The following is a 20538-nucleotide window of genomic DNA, read 5'->3' on the forward strand; positions in this document are numbered from 1 at the left end:
ACACCACCCCCCTTTTAATGATATGTATTCTCATTAAGCTTATTTCTCTTTAATTGATCGTTAGTTATTATGTACTACTATCTCTGCTTTTTTGATCTGTGACAGTTCAGGGTGCGGAATGTGGGTTCACAATTAACCCTCCATTCCTCCCATCACCAGGAGGTTTAGATGAATAATGAAGAGGGAATAGAGTCACAAGTTTTTCGGTGTATACTTTTTTAAGTAAATTTTGGATCTCATTCAACAATACCTTGGCCAAATTAAAAAAGCCCTGATTCGTAGGTGGGTTTGAGGTTTGTTCAACCGTTTCAAACCCCACTTACAAAAAAATCGTCAAGGTATTGATTCAGTTGTTGTTAAATTCCTAACATTTGCAAATTGTGCAAAGTAGCATAAAATCCCTCTTGTTGCAACAATTCTTCATGACTACCCTGTTCAATCAATTCTCCCCGCTTCAACACAAAAATCCGGTCTACATTACGAATCGTAGACAAACGGTGAGCAATAATAATTGCTGTACGCCCTATCAGCAACTGATTTAAAGCCTCTTGAACCAAAGACTCAGTCCCCACGTCCAAACTAGCTGTAGCTTCATCTAGCACCAAAATTTCAGGGTTACGAATAGCAGCCCGCGCAAAGGCTAAAAGTTGTTTTTGACCACTAGAAATATTTGTCGCCCGTTCTCGCAATTGAGTATCATAACCCTGGGGTAGTTGATTAATAAACGCTGCAACATTGGTTCTCACCGCTGCTTGTTCAATTTCTGCAAAACTGTAATCATCACCTAAAGTAATGTTACTTTTCACATCACCCGCAAACAAAAACGCCTCCTGCAAAATTACCGTCATATAACTTCGCAGTTCCCTTTGGGGAATTTCGCGGATATCCACACCGTCAATTAGAATACGTCCTTGAGTTGGTTCATAAAGACGACACAACAAGCGAATAATCGAACTTTTCCCCGCACCTGTCGGACCGACTAAAGCGACTTTTTCCCCTGGGTAAATAGTAAAGTCTAAATTTTTAATCACATAATCATCATCTTTATACGCAAAGGAAACATTTTCAAACTTAATTTCCCCCAAGGCGGGAATAGGTGTAAAATCTTGAGTTTCTAACTTAGAGATGATCTGATCAATGTAACCAAATTCAAAATTTTTATTGAAACTTTCTGAACCTGGGTAATCTTTAATTTCGATGGGTTCATCTAAAATATCAATTACCCGTTCAATAGCCGTAAAACCAGATTGAATCACGGTAAATTTTTCGGCAAAATTCCGCAACGGTTCAAAGAATTGTTGGGCATATAAAATAAATGCCGATAAAATCCCAAAGGTGATTTGTTGATCTAACAATAACCCGCCACCTAACCATAATACCCCAGCAATAGCAATTAAAGCAACCCATTCTAAGGTGGACGAAACCGCTGAATCAAACCAAATACTAGTATCTACTTCCCTAACATAACGTTGATTAGCAGCCCGAAATAACTCCAAATTAACTTTTTCTCGGCGGAATAATTGGACTACATTAATACCAACAATATTTTCTTGGAGTTGAGAATTTAGTTGAGAAAGTTCTTCTCTGCTTTTATAATTAGCTGCTCGATATTGCTGTTGGAAATAAATTATTAACCAAGTGACTGGGAAAAGAATAAATATCAACAAACAAGCAAGTTGCCATTGAATTGAAAACATCAATCCAATAATCACTACCATAGATAATAAATCAGAAATAATACCTATAGCCCCAGTCGAAAAAACATCTCCTAAACTTTCTACATCACTAGTAAGTCTAGTAATTAATTTACCTACGGGTGTACTGTCAAAAAAACGTACAGCTAAAGATGTCACATGATCAAATAAATCCTCACGAATAGCTGCTGTGATTTTTTGTCCTAATTTCTGAACTAAATAACCTTGTACACCTATTAATACTAAGCGGATAGCCGTTGCTATCAGTAACATCCCAATGAGAATATTTAAACCCTGCCACAGGGGCATATTTTGCAAAAATTGATATGTACTTGGTTCTTTGCGAATTAGAGAAACTGCTTGTCCGACTAACATGGGTTTAATAGCACTAGCAACAGCAATAGGAATTAGCAGTAACATAGATACTGCCAATAATTTGCCATAACGACGACCATAGGGTACTAAGCGCAAAAATAACCGCCAGTCATTTTCTCGAGGGCGGTATACCGTATCCGATTTAACTTGAGATGGGTAGATGCTCATAAATAGGAAATAGGAAATTGAAAACCGTTAGAACTTGCAAAAGTAGAATTGTAACTGAATGCTAACTAATTTTTTTCAAAAATTAAACCATTGATTTCTTGACACTTGATCTCTGCGGCTTGATAGGCCAGCAAATATTCTTGGCCACCCAACATAACATCACCATAATAATCATAAGGCGCTTCACCATAAATAGGTAAAGGATCATCCTCTGGATAATCTTCCTGAGATTCTTCAATTACGGCTTTTAACTTCTTAACACTGAGACTTTGAGCCGGAAAATAATAAAGTTCTTGGGGCTTTTTTTGGAGAAAAGGAAGTGTAGGATCAATAATCACATCATTAACTTCAATCCAACCATGTTCAACGGGTTTATATGGCTTACCCGCAAATACTAAAAAGCCTTGTACATACTTTGCCCCCTCAGTCACTAAAACCGCTTTATAAGCATTATCAAAAGGTTTTTTGGCTTTACTTTTGATAGTGTTTGCAACTTGATGAGACAGAGTTTCATTTAATACTTTATTCATTGGATAAATCCTCCTTTAATTATGCCGGCAATTATCTGTTAATTTTTGGTTTAGCATTAAGTAATTTTAGCAAATGTGGGATCATTTTTACTTTTATTTTGGGTAAATTTAATATTTTATTTGTTCTTTCTGTCCCAGTTATTTCATATTCAATAAGCAAAACAGAAAAAACAGAAATTAGGGGTAATTCCTGGATTACCCCTATACAAGAATTAGGCCAATAGCCATATCCTAATAATAAATTCCCTGACCTTTAACAGGATATTTTAAAAGTATCATCAGGAATAAATAAACCTAATTTGAATTATTTTTATTTGGGTTTTTATTTGGGGTTTTTTGTGGTGCAGGAGTTACCGCTGCTGGTTTAGAAACTTCTTGCTTGTAAAAGCGAACCACCTGCTGCACATAACCAGCCGTAAAGCCCTTATCGCAGCCCGTATAGTTACCAGTCATCCACCAACAAGCAACACCACGCACAGCAGCAGTCTCATCGTTTTTAGTGGCTGCAAATTGCTTATTTAACTCACGGGTGGTGATACAAGAAACAACTTGACGGGCTACCTTGGGATCATTTTCAAACTGAGTTGGTGTTAATTCTTTTTTCAGACAATTTCTCGTCCAACCTTTGAGAGTGTCCGGTTTAACTTGCCATTCACTATAATATCCATCATTGCGCTTTTTCGTTTTCGGTGCAGCTAGTCGCAAAGCTTCCACCATGGCTGCGACTTGGGTATCAGAAGCAGGAGGTTTAGGAGGTTTCGCTTGCGCTAAAGACGGTAAAAATCCCAAACCAATAATCATAGTGCTAAACATCAATACTATCGGGTTTTTCTTCATAACTCAATTTCTGATTCAAAACATCAAAATATAGCATATAACAACAGTAGATAATTCAGTCAAGAATTTTCTTCACTCCCTGTCCTCCGTGCCTGGAGTGGTTAGTTCAAAAAAGAGTGTTAAGGCTAAACCAGGGACAAAGAGAGAGTTTAAAAGTATCAATCATCGTCAAATTTCTTTTTGTGCTATTCTCAACTTAGCAGAACGAGAACGGGGGTTTTCTTTTATTTCCGCTTCCGTAGCCATAATTGGTTTTTTTGTTAAAATTCGCAAGAAGGGTAAGTTTCTTAAACCGTGTTTAACTATTCTATCTTCTAAGCTGTGAAAACTGATAATTGCTATTTTTCCGCCGGGAATAAGGGCTGTTGGTGCTTTTTCTATTAAGGTTTCTAAGACTGTTAATTCATCATTGACTGCTATTCGCAGGGCTTGGAAAACACGGGTTGCAGGGTGTATTCTTCCGTAGCGATATTTAGGAGGGACAGAGTAGGCGATCGCATTTGCTAATTCTGTAGTAGTATTAAATGGGCGATTTTCTACTATTCTTCTAGCTATTTTTCTGGAAAGTCTCTCTTCACCATATTTAAAGAAAATATCCGCCAATTCTTTTTCGTCCCATTCATTGATAATATCTCCAGCGGTGAGGGACTGTTGTTGGTTCATACGCATATCTAAATTAGCAGTATTTCTAAAACTAAAACCTCGTTCTGGATGATCTAAATGATATGAACTTACTCCCAAATCTGCTAAAATTCCATGATATGTACTTTCTAGAAATTGGTAATTTGCAAAGTTGCTATGAATAAAATTCACTCTATTTCCAAATTCCGCTAAATTCTCTTTGGCTGCATTTAAAGCATCTAAATCTTGGTCAACAGCGGTAATTTTCACATCTTCAGCAGTTGCTAAGATTAAGCGACTGTGACCTCCACCACCAACGGTTAAATCTAAATAATGTCCACGAGGTTGGATATTTAAACCTGTGATTACTTCTTGACTGAGAACGGGAATATGGGAAAATGTAATTTCTTCTAAATCTAGTGAGTTTTGTAAATCTGATTTGCTCATTAATTTATTTTATTAATTTATGAAAATGTAACTACTTTTTGCTTTTTAATGACAGAATTAAAATCAATTCCTTTCCAATCTTTAAATAGTTCCGCAATTTGTTCTAATGTGGTAAAATTGTCTGTAAAATATTCAAATTGGCAAGGATCAAGATTGAGAAAAAAACTCAAAAAGCTACAATGATCTTTTACACCAAAACCAAGGGGACAATCAACACGCCAATTATCTATACTTGTGCCATATTCATGAATAACTTCGCATATTTTTTCAATCCTACCAGAATATTTTTGACATAATTCTAATAATTCAAGAGGATTTTTACCGATATCACAAAATAACTCTATTGCTTGATAGGTTAAATTGGTAGGACGATATTTAAAATCAATTAATAATTGACAAATATCTAAGGCTTCTAAAAATTTTTGTTCAGATGTTTTGTTCATTTTTGCTTATCTGCTTTAGTTATCATTTAGTTATCATTATAGACCAAGGGTATTTATTTTGAGCTATTTTATGAGCATCTAATTGATTCATACCTTGATTAATTACCAAATCTGATTCAAGAATTTCATGCTTTAGTAAAACCTCATCACTATCAATTTCTTCTCCTAGTGTCATTCTTTCCCAACTTTCAGCCATACGCAAATCAGGGATAAATTGATATTGTAACACTCCCCTACCAAAAGCATACTGTTTAGCTCGTTCAATATCCTCACAATTTAATTGATACCGATTGGCTATTTTGAGAATATCGTCTTTTGATTCTATAATTTTATCATAAGCTTTCATAGCTTCTTTGAGATATTTTTTCTCATATTGATTAAGATAAGACCATCTATCATTAAGAGAGATTTCACCATTTGCTTGATTGGGGTTAGATGCTGGAATATTAGACAATTTCTTAATCTTTATAGCTGAAAATGAACACCTTTTTTATTTCATTCTAACGGAAAACCGCCATATTTGTCAATGATTTGATCAATATTTTCCATAATCTTAATAGTCTCCGATATGATGGAAATAATATTTTGATAATGACTAATATCATCAAAATTTAATTGTCTTCCTTTTCTGTCTTTCAACCATTTTTGACAAACTTGATAACCACCAATATAAAAATTCCAGATTTGTTGCGGAACTTGATCAAAATACTGTTCAGCATTTATCCAGATTTGTTGATGATTTTCATGATATTTGACTTGTTCGACCATATCAGAACCAGGAATAGGATAGGTAGAAATTTCTGTTCCGGTTTCCTTCATTAAATGGTATTTGACTAGTTTATCACCTTTGATCACTAATTCCCAAAAAAGTGCAGCATTGGCGGTTAAAGGAACACGAGGAAAATCAATCTTTAAAAATTCGGCGTAACGTTGACGGTAAATAGGAGCATGAAAGATAGCGTAAATGTAATTAAAAATATCCTCTGGTCCAAAGGTTTTAGTTTTATCTCCTTTTCCATCAGAAATAAATTCTAAATCTAGTTTTTGAGAGAATTGTGTAATAAATTCTGGGGATAAATTCGGTTTACGTTCTCCAGGTGCATTAGTTGGTGTAGAATCAAATAAAGTTGGGGTATTGGTTGGGTAAAGATAGAGAGGTATGATAGGACCACCACCAAATTTACCGGCTGTATCTAAAGCATTAATATTTGCTATTGTATCAGTACAAAATATATGTCTAAAATCTTTAACTACTTGTCTGGAAATTAATAACCCAATATTACTGTGAACATTCATAAAATGTTGCATAATTTCCTGTCTAGGTCTATTGACAACACTAGAATGATGATAATACTCTCTAAAATCAAAAGGACGATAAAGACATTTAACAAAAAACTCTTTCCAATTTACACAAGATGATAAAATTCTTCTTTGCTGATATAATTGCCAATCACTTGTTTCTTGTAGTAAATATTCACTTTGTATTTGAGAATCACTAATATTTAAATCTCGGAAATTTTTGATTCGTTGGTGAAGATACGAAATTTCAAAATCAAATACAAAGTGATCTCGATGAGTTTTGACACCAGCAGAATTAACTGGCATAATATCAATAATTCTCCGTCCCTGTTCATATTCTGGTAATAAATCGGTATTCTGAGGACTAAATAAATAAAATTCAGTTTGAGGTTGCAAAACCTTCCACTCAGTTGAACTAATATCATTTTCAGCTAACCAATGATACTTACCTCCAACCAACTCCTTATTTTCATAAACCTCCCTCATACCCCATAAATCAGCATGATAAACTGTTGCTAATTTTTGCTGACTATGTTCATATTTAATAAAAATACTGATTGCTACCCCTTGCTGAATATCAAAAACATTTTTATCCTGTGAACCGTCAGGACAAACTTCTTTCTTCTTGCTATTACCATGTAGATCTAAAACATAAATCTCATCAAAAGTTTGCATCAAATTTTGACGCATTCCCCGAAAAGTGGGATTATCTAAATAACCATGATTCGTAATTAAAGCCACAATACCATAACCCGTTTCCGAAACTCGATGTTGAGCAAAACGGATAAACTTTACATAATCATCTAATAATCCTTTGGGGTTTCTTTCTCCTAAAGGTTTACCGTCTACTTGATAATAATCCCTAACTAACCCGACAATCCAAGGATCAGTATTTATAGATTCATAAGAATAAGGAGGATTTCCTAAAATGACCATCACAGGAACATCTTGTTTTACATCCTTTGCTGCTTCTGCTTCATTTCTAATTCTGTTCATAAAACCATCAGCAGGAGGAATTTGAAAAGCCTCTTGTAAGGTATTAGTTAAATAAATCCTTAACCGTTCCTCAGAACTAAAATCATAACCCAATTCTTGCAACTGTAAAACTAATTTTATATGTGCTACAGTATAGGGAGCCATTAATAACTCAAAACCAAATAATCGCGGTAATAAATGTTGACTAACATAACTTGACCACATTCCCTTTTGATTTTTAAACTTATCATAAATAAAATCAATGACATTGTGAATAAAAGTTCCCGTTCCCACCGCAGGATCTAAAATCAAAACTTGATGGGTTTCGATAGTTCCCTCACCCTTGGGATTAGGAACTTTAATCTTTTTAGAATCTGCTAAACCCTTACTAATATTAAACTTATGTTTGAGAATATAATCTACACTTTTGACAATATAATTAACCACAGGTTCAGGAGTATAATAAACCCCTCTTGATTCTCGCATTTTCGGGTCATATTCCGCCAAAAACGTTTCATAAAAATGGACAACAGGGTCTTCTGTGCGAGTCCGTTTACCAAAATTTTTGAGAATTTCCGCCATTTCCGTTTGTTGGAGAATACGCGCTAAATTATCTACAGCCCAACTAATTCTATCATCTAAATCAGGTCCGGCTATTTGTCCAAAAATACTTCTTAAAAATGGGTTAGTTTTCGGTAATTTAAACGCTGCTGTTTCCCGTGAAAAAGTCTGAACATTATCAGTATTACACCGCGCTGCAAATAAACCATAACAAATAGTTTGGGCGTACATATCCGCAAATTGTTCAACGGTTAAATCCTTAATTAATACTCGTTGAAATGATTCCAACTGTTCCCGTAAAGTTCCCCCTTTATCCACATCATGCAACGCTGTTTTAATAGCATCTCTCATCAATTGAGCTAAACTAGCCATACGTTTAGCTAAATCCTTGGGTGTCGTGATTTGGGGAACTTTAGCTAATAAAAATTGCTGCAAAAGTTGGTCAACTTCCTGCATTCCTTCCTGATCAACTTTGATTTTTTTGTTTTTATCAATAGTTCCCAAAGCAGCAGATAGTTTTAACTCTCCTTGGACATACCAACGAAACTCTAAATAATCAGTTAAAATCAAATTACCCAAAGCCTGAAAATAACGCCCCATTTGAGCAGTTTTTTCCGCTTTTTTCAGAGAAACACCAATATCTTTAGCCTCAATATGACCAACATCTAAAACACCATTTTTGACCACAAAATCCGGCGCACCACAAGCGATTCTTTTCGGTTCATTAATAGCTTGAATACCAGAATCTAAAGACTCCATTAACTTCTTCAAAGCTGGACGATAACTATGCTCAGTAGCATTTTGTCCATGATAAACTTGATTCACTTCCTGAAAATAAACTTGCAAATACTTCATAACTGAATCATACCCCTTAAAAAACTCTGCTTTTCCAACTTCGCACCTCGCGCTTCTGGGTGAGCTAAAAAAAATTAGCCATAGATACTAATTAGGGTAATTATAAATTAAATCTATGTTACTACGAGTCCAAAACCAGCAAAACTACCCAAATATTGATATAATTGTCAAGAACTCAATACCAATCATCATCTGATACATGAAAAAAGTCAAAACTCTTAATCCCCTATATATCAAGCTTCCCTATAATAATTGAAGTACAAGTTAATCTTAGCGGGTCAATTGACAACATCCACAACGGGAGAACAGCAAAATCTATGAGTAGAATAGAAACCCGCACCGAACCGATGGTGCTAAATATGGGTCCTCATCACCCATCAATGCACGGAGTTTTGCGCTTAATCATGACCTTAGATGGTGAAGATGTCGTTGACTGTGAACCAGTTATAGGCTATTTACACCGGGGGATGGAGAAAATTGCCGAAAACCGTTCTACAATCATGTATGTCCCCTACGTTAGCCGTTGGGACTACGCTGCGGGGATGTTTAATGAAGCGGTGACAGTCAACGCACCGGAAAAATTAGCGGGTATTACCGTACCCAAACGCGCCAGCTATATCCGTGTGATCATGCTGGAACTCAACCGCATTGCTAACCACCTCCTATGGTTTGGTCCATTCTTAGCTGACGTTGGCGCCCAAACACCCTTTTTCTACCAATTCCGGGAACGGGAAATGATTTATGATCTGTGGGAAGCCGCTACAGGCTACCGCATGGTTAATCATAACTATTTCCGTGTTGGTGGTGTGGCCGTTGACTTACCCTATGGTTGGGTAGATAAGTGTTTAGATTTTTGTGATTACTTTATCCCCAAAGTTGATGAGTATGAACGCTTAGTTACCAATAACCCCATTTTCCGCCGCCGTATTGAAGGCCTGGGAACTATTACCCGTGAAGAAGCTATTAATTGGGGGCTTTCTGGTCCGATGTTACGCGCTTCTGGGGTAAAATGGGATTTACGGAAGGTTGACCACTATGAATGTTACGATGATTTTGATTGGGATGTTCAGTGGGAAACTGTTGGCGATTGTCTTGCACGCTACATGGTACGGATGCGAGAAATGCGCGAATCTGTAAAAATCATTCGCCAAGCTATTGCAGGATTACCCGGAGGACCTTACGAAAACCTGGAAGCGAAACGGTTAATGGCTGGAAAAAAATCTGAATGGGATGGTTTTGATTACCAGTTCGTGGCTAAAAAAGTTGCTCCTACTTTTAAAGTTCCTAAAGGTGAAATTTACTCCCGTGTCGAAAGTGGTAAGGGAGAATTGGGAATTTACCTAGTTGGTGATAATAATGTTTTCCCCTGGCGCTGGAAAATTCGCGCCGCAGATTTCAACAACCTACAAATTCTTCCCCATTTACTCCGAGGAATGAAGGTAGCAGATATTGTTGTTATTCTCGGTAGTATTGACGTAATTATGGGTTCTGTTGATAGATAATCAATAGGAAACAACCAAATTTAGTAGAGACGTTTCCTGGAACGTCTCTATATTTCTAATGTTTAAGTTGAAATTGTTGACTATGATTTTGGAATAAAGGACGAACAACTACATACCCAGCCGCAAAACCAGTAATCATAATTAATACAATGGTGATTAATAAATTCCAGCCACTCAATTCCTTTGTATTAGACATGGTAGGACGAGAAAAGCGTACCTTTTTCTCTTCTATAAATACCTTTTGTGACCCCGTAGCGTTAATACCCGTACCAGATACTGCCGCCCCCTGGTGATGGTTTTGAGAATGTGTATTTTTTATGACTGCTTTTTTTTGGGGTTTAGTCTCTTGACGTGGGGGTGCTGCGGTAACTTTCGGCTTATTTGTATATGTTACCTCATGGTTATTATTGAGTGGAGGTTGAAGTTGCGTTAAAGATTTGACTTCTTTATTCAGTTGAGGTGCTACGGGAGAACTAGGTGCTGAAGCATCAACTAACCTTTGTAGTTCTAAGCAAGACTCAATCACTTTGGTAATTTCTTGACGCAGTTGTTGATTTTCTTGGGCTAGTTTTTGATTGTGATTTGTGACTACATCCAATTTGGATTGTATTGCTTGTAACTCCGCTGTCAACTCCCGATAAACGTAGAGAGGGACAGAGGGGGGGTAGTTGGTAGGTGGTTGGCTATAGTTAGGGGCTGTAGATGTTTTCATGGATATTTTAGTATTAAAATCTGGTAATTAGACTCAAGACAACAAGGAGGAGAATATAGTTATTTGCGAGATTATGCCTAAGAATAATGTAAAATTGCACAGAAGGCAAAGTTTTGCAATTAAATTAATTGAAATTAATGAAAAAAATATTTCTCAAATGGCAACATCAAACTAGAAAACTGGGATTTTTAGCGGTTATCATGGCCATGAGTATGATAGCTATCATTATGCCGTCATTCTCCTTAAAAGCACAAATGCCTAATTCTACAGAATTAAGGGGAGTATGGTTAACAAATATTGATAGTGATGTTTTATTTGCAAGAGAACGATTAAAACAGAGTTTACGAACATTACAGCAATTCAACTTTAACACCGTTTATCCCGCCGTCTGGAATTGGGGATATACATTGTATCCTAGCAAAGTAGCAGCCAAAGTCATTGGTAAAGCAGTTGACCCTACCCCCGGACTGCAAAAGCGAGATATGCTCAAAGAAATCATCACCCAGGGACATAAACAAAATTTAACAGTAATTCCCTGGTTTGAATTTGGCTTTATGGCACCTGCTGATTCACTTTTAGCTAAAAATCGTCCTGGTTGGTTGACAAATCGCAAAGATGGCACAAGAATAGTCAAAGAAGGAATACATAACCGAGTTTGGTTAAATCCCTTTCGTCCCGAAGTGCAAAAATTTATTCAAGATTTAATAGTAGAAATAGTTAAAAATTATGATCTTGATGGAATTCAATTTGATGATCATTTCGGTTTACCATCAGAACTAGGATATGATGCCTACACTACAGCATTATACCAGCAAGAACATCAAGGTAAACTTCCCCCCACAGACTTCAAAAATCCAGAATGGGTAAATTGGAGAGCGAACAAAATCACCGCATTTATGAAGCAGGTATTTACAGCAATTAAAGCCAATAAAAAAGATTGTATCGTTTCCGTGGCACCAAATCCCCAGCGTTTTTCCTATGAATATTTCCTAGCAGATTGGCAAAAATGGGAAAGAATGGGAATAATTGAAGACTTGGTTTTACAGATTTATCGTGATGATTTAAACATCTTTATCAGCGAATTAGAATATCCAGAAGTAAAACTAGCCCAAAGTCATATTCCCGTAAGTATTGGGATTTTAAGTGGGTTAAAAAATCGTTCAGTTTCCATAGAACAAATAAAAACCCAAGTTGAGAAAGTGCGCGAGAGGAAATTTGCTGGTGTTTCCTTTTTCTTCTATGAAACCCTATGGAATATCAGCCAAGAAAAACCCCAACAACGTCAACAAACATGGCGAAAAATATTCCCCACACCAGCAAATTATCCCAACTTACTAGCAAATTGGCAACCGTAGTAACTTGGTAAAGAAAATATCTCGTTAAATATCTCGTTCCCAGTCGGAGACTGGGAATGCTATTAAGAGGCTCTGCTTTATTCCTACGTACCAATACCCAAACGTCCAGCCAAAGCGGGGGTCAAGGGTAAAAGAGTAGCAATCATTAGAAACAGAGCCAAAAGACATAAAGCTGCTCTAGCATCATCTGGTTCAGTAATTTCATTGAGACTAGGACGTTCTAAATCGCGTTGTAAAAACAAAATCAGAATTGCCCAATACATAGCCAAGGGATTACCCAGGGATACGATAGCGAGTAAAACTATGGTCGCAAAAGTGGTTCTCCCTGCGGTTTTGCGCCCATAAATGGCTTGTACAATCCTCCCCCCGTCCAATTGTCCAGCGGGCATTAAATTTAACGCAGTAATGACTAATCCTAGCCAACCAATAATTACCAAAGGATGAATATTGACTACAGGGGAATGTAAAGCCGAACCGAGGACAACCCGCGCTAAACTACCGACTAAAATAGAACCTTGAAAAAACTGATTTGGTAATTGGAATAAACTGCCGGGGTGGGAAAGTAGCAACCCTACCACCAATAATAACAGGGAAGTAATGCCACCGAAAGCAGGTCCTGCCAAAGCAATATCAAACAAAGCATTCCGGTTAGGGACAAGGGACTCAAACCTAGTAATTGCCCCAAAAGAGCCAACCTGCACCGCTGGTAAAAAGAACGGCCAACTTAACCGTACTTGGTGACGACGTGCTAACAACCAATGTCCGACTTCATGAGATATGAGAATGACAAATAAGCCCAAAGCAATAGGTAAAGCTTCTGCAAAACGTTCGGGGTTACTGAGTAAATCAAAATTCTGTAATATACCTCCCACTTCTAGACTTGTAGCCATAGTTGCTATCAACAAAATCACCGCAAAGGCTTTTTGTCCTAATTGAGTCCGTTGGGGGTCAGTGCGGCTAGGGAGAACAATAATTACTGGTTTACCGTCAGTATTTTCTACCAAAAACAGTCGATATTTATCATTTAACCGTTCTTGCAAACTCTTCGTTAAGCGGTTGTGAACAGCCTCTGGTTCGCCGCGCAAATTACCTTTAAAAACTACTCCTTCTTGGTAGGGAATAGTTTCCGTAGCGAAAAATGTATCAATGCCGAAAATACCGCGAATTAAGCTTAAATCAGCTTCAGGTATGGGAGTCGGTTCTGACTGTAATTCTACCACGGCTGGGATATTTTTATCGGCTACTGATGAACTTTGAGCAGCGAGGCGCTCTGTGGCTCGTTGCTTGAGAATAGCATCTTGACCTGCTTGGCGTAACTTTCTGCCCAGGAAAATATACAATCCAGCGGAAACTATCACTGAGAACAAGATCCCGACAATGTTAACATAAATACCCAGAGCAAATAATCCAAAGAACAAAAGCCAGGGAGTCATTAAAACGACAGATTGTAACCAGGCCAAGATTCCCAGTTTACCAAAGGGTCTGGCACGATAAAAGCCCCAGCCTAAAATGCCGGACGCTATCAGCACAATGGCTGCAATTATAGGAGTTTCCGATGAAGTCAACATCTCTAAACCTTTGCTATTGAGACCGAAGCTAGTACCGCAGTGCGGAATTAAAAATTAAAAATTAAAACTTAAATAAAGCAGATTACACAAGCTTTTGTCAAATTTTTAATGTTTGGTTGACGACAGCCTTTGTGTACTAGAACAAGTCTGTTTTTTGTTTTTTATATATTTTACCATATTTTACCGTTTTTGAGGATAAAATCAATAAATAAGTTAAGTAAGTTTATTTTTGTTTATTTTTTTCTGATCAAACCGCGTTGTGGTGACACGACACACTAAAGAATTATATTATATAATTAATTGTCACAAAAAATTATAATTTATGATTAATTTTTTGTTGGTAGCCAGGGCTTTAGCCCTTATTTTGTTGATGTAGCGTCTGGAGGAGAGGACTAAAGTTCTCACTACAATTTAGAGTCCAAAAACTTGACAAAATACAATCTTTATGTTATGAAATTCGGCACAGGAGCAAAGTGTTAAAATTCTGATGCTGTCTGAGGGGCAATAATTTCTCCAGAACCCATTTTTAAGATTATATCCTGATCGGTAATCAGTTCTTTGAGTTCTTTGACTTGTAAATTCATTTTTTCACAAGCTTGGCGTAATTCTTGAGCAAATGTATTAATATTATCCCCATAACCACACTGATAAGCAGCGGTTTCTATGCCCTGGGTAGCATTTGCTCTGGCACAATTTACTAATTCTATATCATGTAATGGTTGTGAAGATACCATAATTGGATTTTTTGTTATTTATCTATTCTTGTTTGTAGATTATATTAGTTATTAACTATTTATTTATCTCTCTCTGGTTTGAAGTTTTGAGTAATTACGTTTAAGTTACAAATTTTTATGTGGAAGCTGGTATTTTTTTCACTAACCACTCCAGGCACAGAGAACACAGAGGTGGAGGAAGAGGAGATTTTTATCTCTTAATTTATTTGTATTTGTAATTTATTTTATTGAGAATTTATCTTTAATAAAGTTACAAAAAGATACATTAACGATCGCTATTGATGCTCTATCTTAGGGTATATTATTAGATATAAATCGGTGATAATATTGGGACGGGGATATGGTGACACTAAATATTGATAATATTGATAAATTTCGTAACTTACAATTAACATTACGCGATCGCTGGAAAACTAGCGAGTTATTCGACAATAGCGAAGCGGATATTTTAATTATTCCTTCTTTAAGTATAGATCAACGGGAATTACTCAAGGTAGAAGGCTGTGAACATTATGAGGAAAGATTGCTTTTCTCATTAATGCGGTTAAGAAATCCCCGGACTAGGTTAATTTATGTAACATCAATGCCACTGCATCCCAGCATTATTGATTATTATCTGCAATTACTTCCTGGTATTCCTTTTTCTCACGCTCGTCATCGTTTATTACTACTTTCGACTTATGATGCTTCTTTAAAACCCCTAAGTCAAAAAATATTAGAACGTCCCCGGTTATTGGAAAGAATTCACAAAGCTTTGCGGTTAGATAAAGCTTTTATGGTATGTTATAATTCCACATTTTGGGAATCGGAATTATCTCTAAAATTGGGTGTACCTTTATATGCTGCTGCACCGGATTTGCAAATTTGGGGAACTAAAAGCGGGAGTAGACAGATTTTTCAAGAAAGTGGTGTACCTCTTCCAGATGGTAGTGAATTAGTGAAAAATTGCGAAGATTTAGCTAATGCTGGGGCTGATTTGTGGGAACGTCAACCGACATTACAAAGAATGGTAATTAAGTTAAATGAAGGGTTTTCAGGAGAAGGAAATGCACTTTTAGATTTAAGACCAATAATGAATTTTGCACCGGGGAAAGCTGATCATAATCAAAGAGTAGCAGCAATTAGCGATCGCTTCCTAAATTTACGTTTTCAATCCTCACAAGAAACCTGGGAAAATTTTTCCCAACGTATTCCCGAATTAGGTGCAATAGTCGAAGCTTTTATAGAAGGAGAAGTCAAGGATTCTCCCAGTGTACAAGGTAGAATTACACCCACTGGAGAGGTGGAAATTCTGTCTACCCATGACCAAATATTAGGAGGACCAGACGGACAAATTTATATAGGTTGTCGCTTTCCTGCGGATGAAAATTATCGCTGTGAATTACAGGAATTAGGCTTAAAAGTTGGCAAAAAATTGGCGGAAAAAGGGGCTTTAGAAAGATTTGCAGTGGATTTTGTTACTGTTGACAAAGGTCATGGTGAATGGGATATTCAAGCCATTGAAATTAACCTGCGTAAAGGAGGAACAACTCACCCATTTATGACCTTAAAATTATTAACTAATGGTCGTTATGACTTATCCAATGGTTTATTTTATAGTCAACAGGGAAGACCTAAATATTATATTGCTACAGATAATTTACAAAAAGACAGTTATCGAGGATTATTACCGAATGACTTAATGGATATTATCGCCCATTATAGACTACATTTTGATAGTGGCACAGAGACGGGTACGGTATTTCACCTCATGGGTTGTCTTTCTCAATTTGGTAAATTAGGATTAACAAGTATTGGTGATTCTCCCCAAGAAGCGGAAGATATTTATAACAAAGTTATTAAAGTTCTTGATCAAGAAACTAGCGATGATAATAATCATGCTATATTCGCTGATGACAATTTTGCCATGAACGGGGATGGATATAATTACTAACTGAAATATTAACTCAAATCTAAAATTATGACTTGAGAAAATTTTCAAATAGAAGTATCTGATACCAATTTTATGTTAGACTGCACAGAATAATCATTATCCGTATTTATCTGCGTTTATCTGCGGTCAATTATTCTATAAATATATTCTATGCAGTTTAATTTTAATTTGCTATCAAGTGAATATCGTGTGTTCAGTTACAGTTATTATCGGGCAAATTGAGCAACAATAGAGATTAATAAAAGAAAGTCAGAATTAATCAGATCAAGACTTTCAATATTACTACCTATTACCTATTTCCTATTCCCTATTTCCTGTTACCTGTTACCTATTCCCTATTTCCTGTTACCTGTTACCTGTTACCTGTTACCTGTTACCTGTTACCTGTTACCTGTTACCTGTTACCTATTACCTATTCCCTATTCCCTATTTCCTGCTATATGAATTATTTCGTAATAAGTAATAGCCCTTTATACAAATAAAATATTATGCTTTATGCTGCTGTTGTATGAAACCTCGAATTATTGTTTGTGGCTTAGGACGTACTGGATATAAGATTTTGCGATTACTCAGACAACAGGGCGCTATCGTTGTCGGTATTCACCACCAACCCGTTTCTGGAGAAACCGCTGCTAATGTGATTGTTGGTGAGTTACAAGCAGCTTCTACCCTGCAAGCAGCGGGAATTAAAGAAGCACATACTCTAGTAATTGCGACTACCGAGGATGCGCTAAATTTGTCAATTATGATGCAAGCACGAGTTCTAAACCCGCAAATTCGGATTATTAATCGTTTTTATAATACAAATTTAGGTGAGCGTTTGGATCAAACCTTGTCAAACCATTTAAGTATGAGTGTTGTTGGTTTAGCAGCACCAGTATTTACTTTTGCAGCTTTGGGAAATAAAGCTATTGGACAAATTAAATTACTCCAGCAAACTTGGCCAATTCAGGAGGAATATATTCACGAAAATCATCCTTGGAAAAGTAAAAAACTCAGTGATTTATGGGAAGATCCTACGCGGATGCTAATTTATTATGTACCTGTGCAGGGAAAAATGAATTTAGTTTCTGCGGTTTTATCAGAACAACAATTAAGAGTAGGCGATCGCTTAATTATCGGCACACAACCGCGCATTCGTCAACCGCGTAAATCACTAATCAGAAAACTGGTCAAAATATTTGCCAATATCAGGGAATTTCAGAAGCACGCCCAATCTGTTACTGGTATGGCCATTGCACTACTAGTAATTATTCTACTATCTACATTTACTTATATTTCCACTAAACATAGTATCTCCTTTATAGATGCCCTATATTTTGCTGTGGGCATGATTACGGGAGCCGGTGGCAATGATAAAGTAGTAGAAAATGCACCGGATAGTATTAAATTATTTACCGTTGTGATTATGCTCATTGGGGCAGCGGTGATTGGGATTTGGTATGCTATGCTAACAGATTTTATTCTGGGTAGTCGTTTAAAGCAATTTTTAGATGCGGCCAGAATTCCTGAACGTCATCATTATATTGTTTGTGGTTTAAGTGGTATTGGTATTAAAATTGTTCAACAACTCCATCTGAGTGGCCATGAAGTAGTAGTAATTGAAACAGACGCTAATAACAGATTTGTAACTACTGCAAGAGACATGAGTATTCCTGTCATCCTGGCTGATGCTAGTTTCCGTGCTACTTTACAAAGGAGTAACATAGATACTGCTACCTCAGTCTTAGCCGTTACTAGTGATGATGCCACGAATTTGGAAATTGCTCTCAAAGCTAAGGCTTTAGCGCCAAATATTCCTGTAATTGTCAACTATGCTGATCCTGATTTCGCAGGTATAGCGCAACAGGTATTTGACTTTGAAGCTGTACTCAGTCCCGCTGAATTAGCCGCTCCTGCTTTTGCTGCTGCGGCTCTTGGTGGTAGGATTATTGGTAATGGCATGATCGCCGATAGTTTATGGGTAGCTTTTGCGACTGTGATTACACCTATACACCCTTTTTGTGATGAGTGGGTGAAGGATGTGGCTAAGTCTGCGGATTTTGTGCCTTTATATGTGGAAATCAATCACGAAACTGTCCAAGGCTGGGATTTATTGGAAACTATTTTGGCCCCTGGTGATGTTCTGTATTTAACTATGCCCGCTACTAGGTTAAATCAATTATGGCGAGAAGAGGGACGGGGAATTGGGGTTTAGGATATTTTTATGGCGAGATAGTTCTTCCTTATCAGGATTTAGTATAGCAAATTCCCAGCCGCCAGTCAATACTCTTAACTCATAAAATGCGAAAAATATTGAAAATTATTTGAACTTACAGTATATATGATCTGGGTAAGGTAGAGATAGGCGGGCAGGATGCCCACCCCACAGGAGTTTTATTATTAATAGGGATAAGAATTTGTGAAGATGGTATTTTCGGTGATTTTATGGCGAGATAGTTCTTCCTTATCAGGATTGACTATAGCAAATTCCCAGCCGCAAGTCAATACCCTTAACTCATAAAATGCGAAAAAAATTGAAAATTATTTGAACTTACAGTATATATGATCTGGGTAAGGTAGAGATAGGCGGGCAGGATGCCCACCCCACAAGAGTTTTATTAATAGGGATAAGAATTTGTGAAGATGGTATTTTCGGTGATTTTATGGCGAGATAGTTCTTCCTTATCAGGATTTAGTATAGCAAATTCCCAGCCGCAAGTCAATACTCTTAACTCATAAAATGCGAAAAAAATTGAAAATTATTTGAAATTACGGTATATATGATCTGGGTAAGGTAGAGATAGGCGGGCAGGATGCCCACCCCACAAGAGTTTTATTATTAATAGGGGTAAGAATTTCTGAAGATGGTATTTTCGGTGATTTTATGGCGAGATAGTTCTTCCTTATCAGTATTGAGTATAGCAAATTCCCAGCCTCCAGTCAATACTCTTAACTGATAAAATGCGAAAAAAATTGAAAATTATTTGAAATTACAGTCAGCAAATACTCCCAAGAACGCCCAAAATTACTGACAAAATAAGTTGTTAAATATTTTACGTGGAATTACCTAAAATTTAAACTTTTGTGGGCATCCTGCCCGCCCTGGCTCTGGCTGATTATCATTAACTCGTTCCCAACCGGAGTTTGGGAATGTCCAGGGACTAAATAGTTTCTGGCAGCTTTTCAATACCGCCTTGAGTAAAAAAAATTTGGATTTGGGGTTGACAAATTCAAATCAATTATGTGACAATTATTTTAGTAAAGATTATCATCATGAACAATTAAACAAGCAACAGGTGTCTTTGGAAGTAATACTTGTAAAGGCGGGTCTGCTTTGTCAATAGACTCTTTGGATTTGTAGTTTTAGAATCCTATAGGATAAATAATCATATAGGATGTCTTGGGATAGTATTTGGCTAATTTCAACAGCGATTTGTAAATTTGAATGGAGTGAAATATGACTTTTCCTAACATTACCCTGGAATTATCACCAAGTAGCGTCTTTGAAGATGGTACAACCAACCTAGTTTACACCTTCACTAGAACTGGAATTACCACCAGTGCCTTAACCGTCAACTATAGTATCACTGGTACAGCAGATAGTAGCGATTATACAGGAGCAACACCGGGAACAGGTAAAACCATTACCTTTGCTGCGGGTGCAAGTACAGCCACTTTAACCATTGACCCCACTGTAGACACACTCATTGAGTCGGATGAAACCGTTACTTTAACGTTGCTTCCCTTTTCCGGCACAATCGCAAACACTATCAGCGAATCAGCTTCTGGTGGTTTTGGCGTAACCGAGAAGCTTTATTACATCCCACATTCCGCACCCCAAACTGTCACAGAGGTAAATTACGTAGAGAAAAAATTAAAGAGAGCATCAAAACAAACATATAAAGTGAAAAAAGGCATTTGAGAAACAGTAAATCACCAAAAACGTC

At 36.8% G+C, this 20538-nt stretch carries 15 protein-coding genes; 5 read left to right on the forward strand and 10 right to left on the reverse strand.

The genetic code is table 11. The features are described from left to right. Window positions 1-356: 356 nt before the first annotated feature. From FFO06_RS18860 to FFO06_RS18890, 7 genes are all read right to left on the reverse strand, one after another. Entirely contained in the window at window positions 357-2237 is a 1881-nt protein-coding gene (locus FFO06_RS18860) for an ABC transporter ATP-binding protein (RefSeq protein ID WP_137909407.1), read from the reverse strand. A 65-nt stretch (window positions 2238-2302) separates the two neighbouring features. Further along, window positions 2303-2767, reverse strand: coding sequence for a hypothetical protein (locus FFO06_RS18865; RefSeq protein ID WP_137909408.1), 465 nt, complete (start codon window positions 2765-2767; stop codon window positions 2303-2305). A gap of 294 nt (window positions 2768-3061) precedes the next feature. Next, window positions 3062-3604: a hypothetical protein gene (locus FFO06_RS18870; protein WP_137909409.1), complete on the reverse strand. Its 543-nt coding sequence runs from the start codon at window positions 3602-3604 to the stop codon at window positions 3062-3064. A 168-nt stretch (window positions 3605-3772) separates the two neighbouring features. Next, entirely contained in the window at window positions 3773-4672 is a 900-nt protein-coding gene (rsmH, locus tag FFO06_RS18875) for a 16S rRNA (cytosine(1402)-N(4))-methyltransferase RsmH (protein WP_137909410.1), read from the reverse strand. Between the two features lie 17 nt (window positions 4673-4689). Beyond that, the gene (locus FFO06_RS18880) at window positions 4690-5115 is read right to left on the reverse strand and encodes a hypothetical protein (RefSeq protein ID WP_137909411.1); all 426 of its coding nucleotides are present in this window, start codon (window positions 5113-5115) and stop codon (window positions 4690-4692) included. A 22-nt stretch (window positions 5116-5137) separates the two neighbouring features. Then, window positions 5138-5569, reverse strand: a complete 432-nt coding sequence (locus FFO06_RS18885) for a hypothetical protein (protein ID WP_199290986.1) — start codon at window positions 5567-5569, stop codon at window positions 5138-5140. Window positions 5570-5610: 41 nt separating this feature from the next. Beyond that, window positions 5611-8805: a type ISP restriction/modification enzyme gene (locus FFO06_RS18890; RefSeq protein WP_137909412.1), complete on the reverse strand. Its 3195-nt coding sequence runs from the start codon at window positions 8803-8805 to the stop codon at window positions 5611-5613. 317 nt (window positions 8806-9122) lie between these two features. Here FFO06_RS18890 and FFO06_RS18895 point away from each other — a divergent pair, with 317 nt between their 5' ends. Then, the gene (locus FFO06_RS18895; RefSeq protein WP_028083481.1) at window positions 9123-10307 is read left to right on the forward strand and encodes an NAD(P)H-quinone oxidoreductase subunit H; all 1185 of its coding nucleotides are present in this window, start codon (window positions 9123-9125) and stop codon (window positions 10305-10307) included. A gap of 55 nt (window positions 10308-10362) precedes the next feature. Here the strand turns inward: FFO06_RS18895 and FFO06_RS18900 are convergent, their stop codons facing one another. Beyond that, window positions 10363-11019, reverse strand: a complete 657-nt coding sequence (locus tag FFO06_RS18900; RefSeq protein WP_137909413.1) for a hypothetical protein — start codon at window positions 11017-11019, stop codon at window positions 10363-10365. 137 nt (window positions 11020-11156) lie between these two features. Between FFO06_RS18900 and FFO06_RS18905 the strand changes: the two genes are divergently transcribed. Next, a complete protein-coding gene (locus FFO06_RS18905) occupies window positions 11157-12374 on the forward strand; it encodes a glycoside hydrolase family 10-like protein (protein WP_137909414.1) in 1218 nt (405 codons plus the stop codon). An 83-nt stretch (window positions 12375-12457) separates the two neighbouring features. On the opposite strand, the gene FFO06_RS18910 is transcribed toward FFO06_RS18905, so the two are convergent. Then, window positions 12458-13942 carry a site-2 protease family protein gene (locus tag FFO06_RS18910; protein WP_137909415.1) on the reverse strand — a complete coding sequence of 495 codons (1485 nt, stop codon included), beginning with the start codon at window positions 13940-13942 and terminating at the stop codon, window positions 12458-12460. 476 nt (window positions 13943-14418) lie between these two features. Further along, the gene (locus tag FFO06_RS18915) at window positions 14419-14676 is read right to left on the reverse strand and encodes a hypothetical protein (protein ID WP_137909416.1); all 258 of its coding nucleotides are present in this window, start codon (window positions 14674-14676) and stop codon (window positions 14419-14421) included. A 340-nt stretch (window positions 14677-15016) separates the two neighbouring features. On the opposite strand from FFO06_RS18915, the gene FFO06_RS18920 reads away from it, so the two are divergent. The 3 genes from FFO06_RS18920 to FFO06_RS21670 all read left to right on the forward strand — a co-directional run bounded on the left by FFO06_RS18920 (window position 15017) and on the right by FFO06_RS21670 (window position 20513). After that, a complete protein-coding gene (locus FFO06_RS18920; RefSeq protein ID WP_137909417.1) occupies window positions 15017-16609 on the forward strand; it encodes a peptide ligase PGM1-related protein in 1593 nt (530 codons plus the stop codon). Between the two features lie 508 nt (window positions 16610-17117). Further along, window positions 17118-18806, forward strand: coding sequence for an NAD-binding protein (locus FFO06_RS18930; protein ID WP_137909418.1), 1689 nt, complete (start codon window positions 17118-17120; stop codon window positions 18804-18806). Between the two features lie 1242 nt (window positions 18807-20048). Then, a complete protein-coding gene (locus FFO06_RS21670; protein ID WP_201275491.1) occupies window positions 20049-20513 on the forward strand; it encodes a hypothetical protein in 465 nt (154 codons plus the stop codon). Window positions 20514-20538 lie beyond the last annotated feature (25 nt).

The organism is Dolichospermum planctonicum, from assembly GCF_005402965.1.
GTDB lineage: Bacteria > Cyanobacteriota > Cyanobacteriia > Cyanobacteriales > Nostocaceae > Dolichospermum > Dolichospermum planctonicum.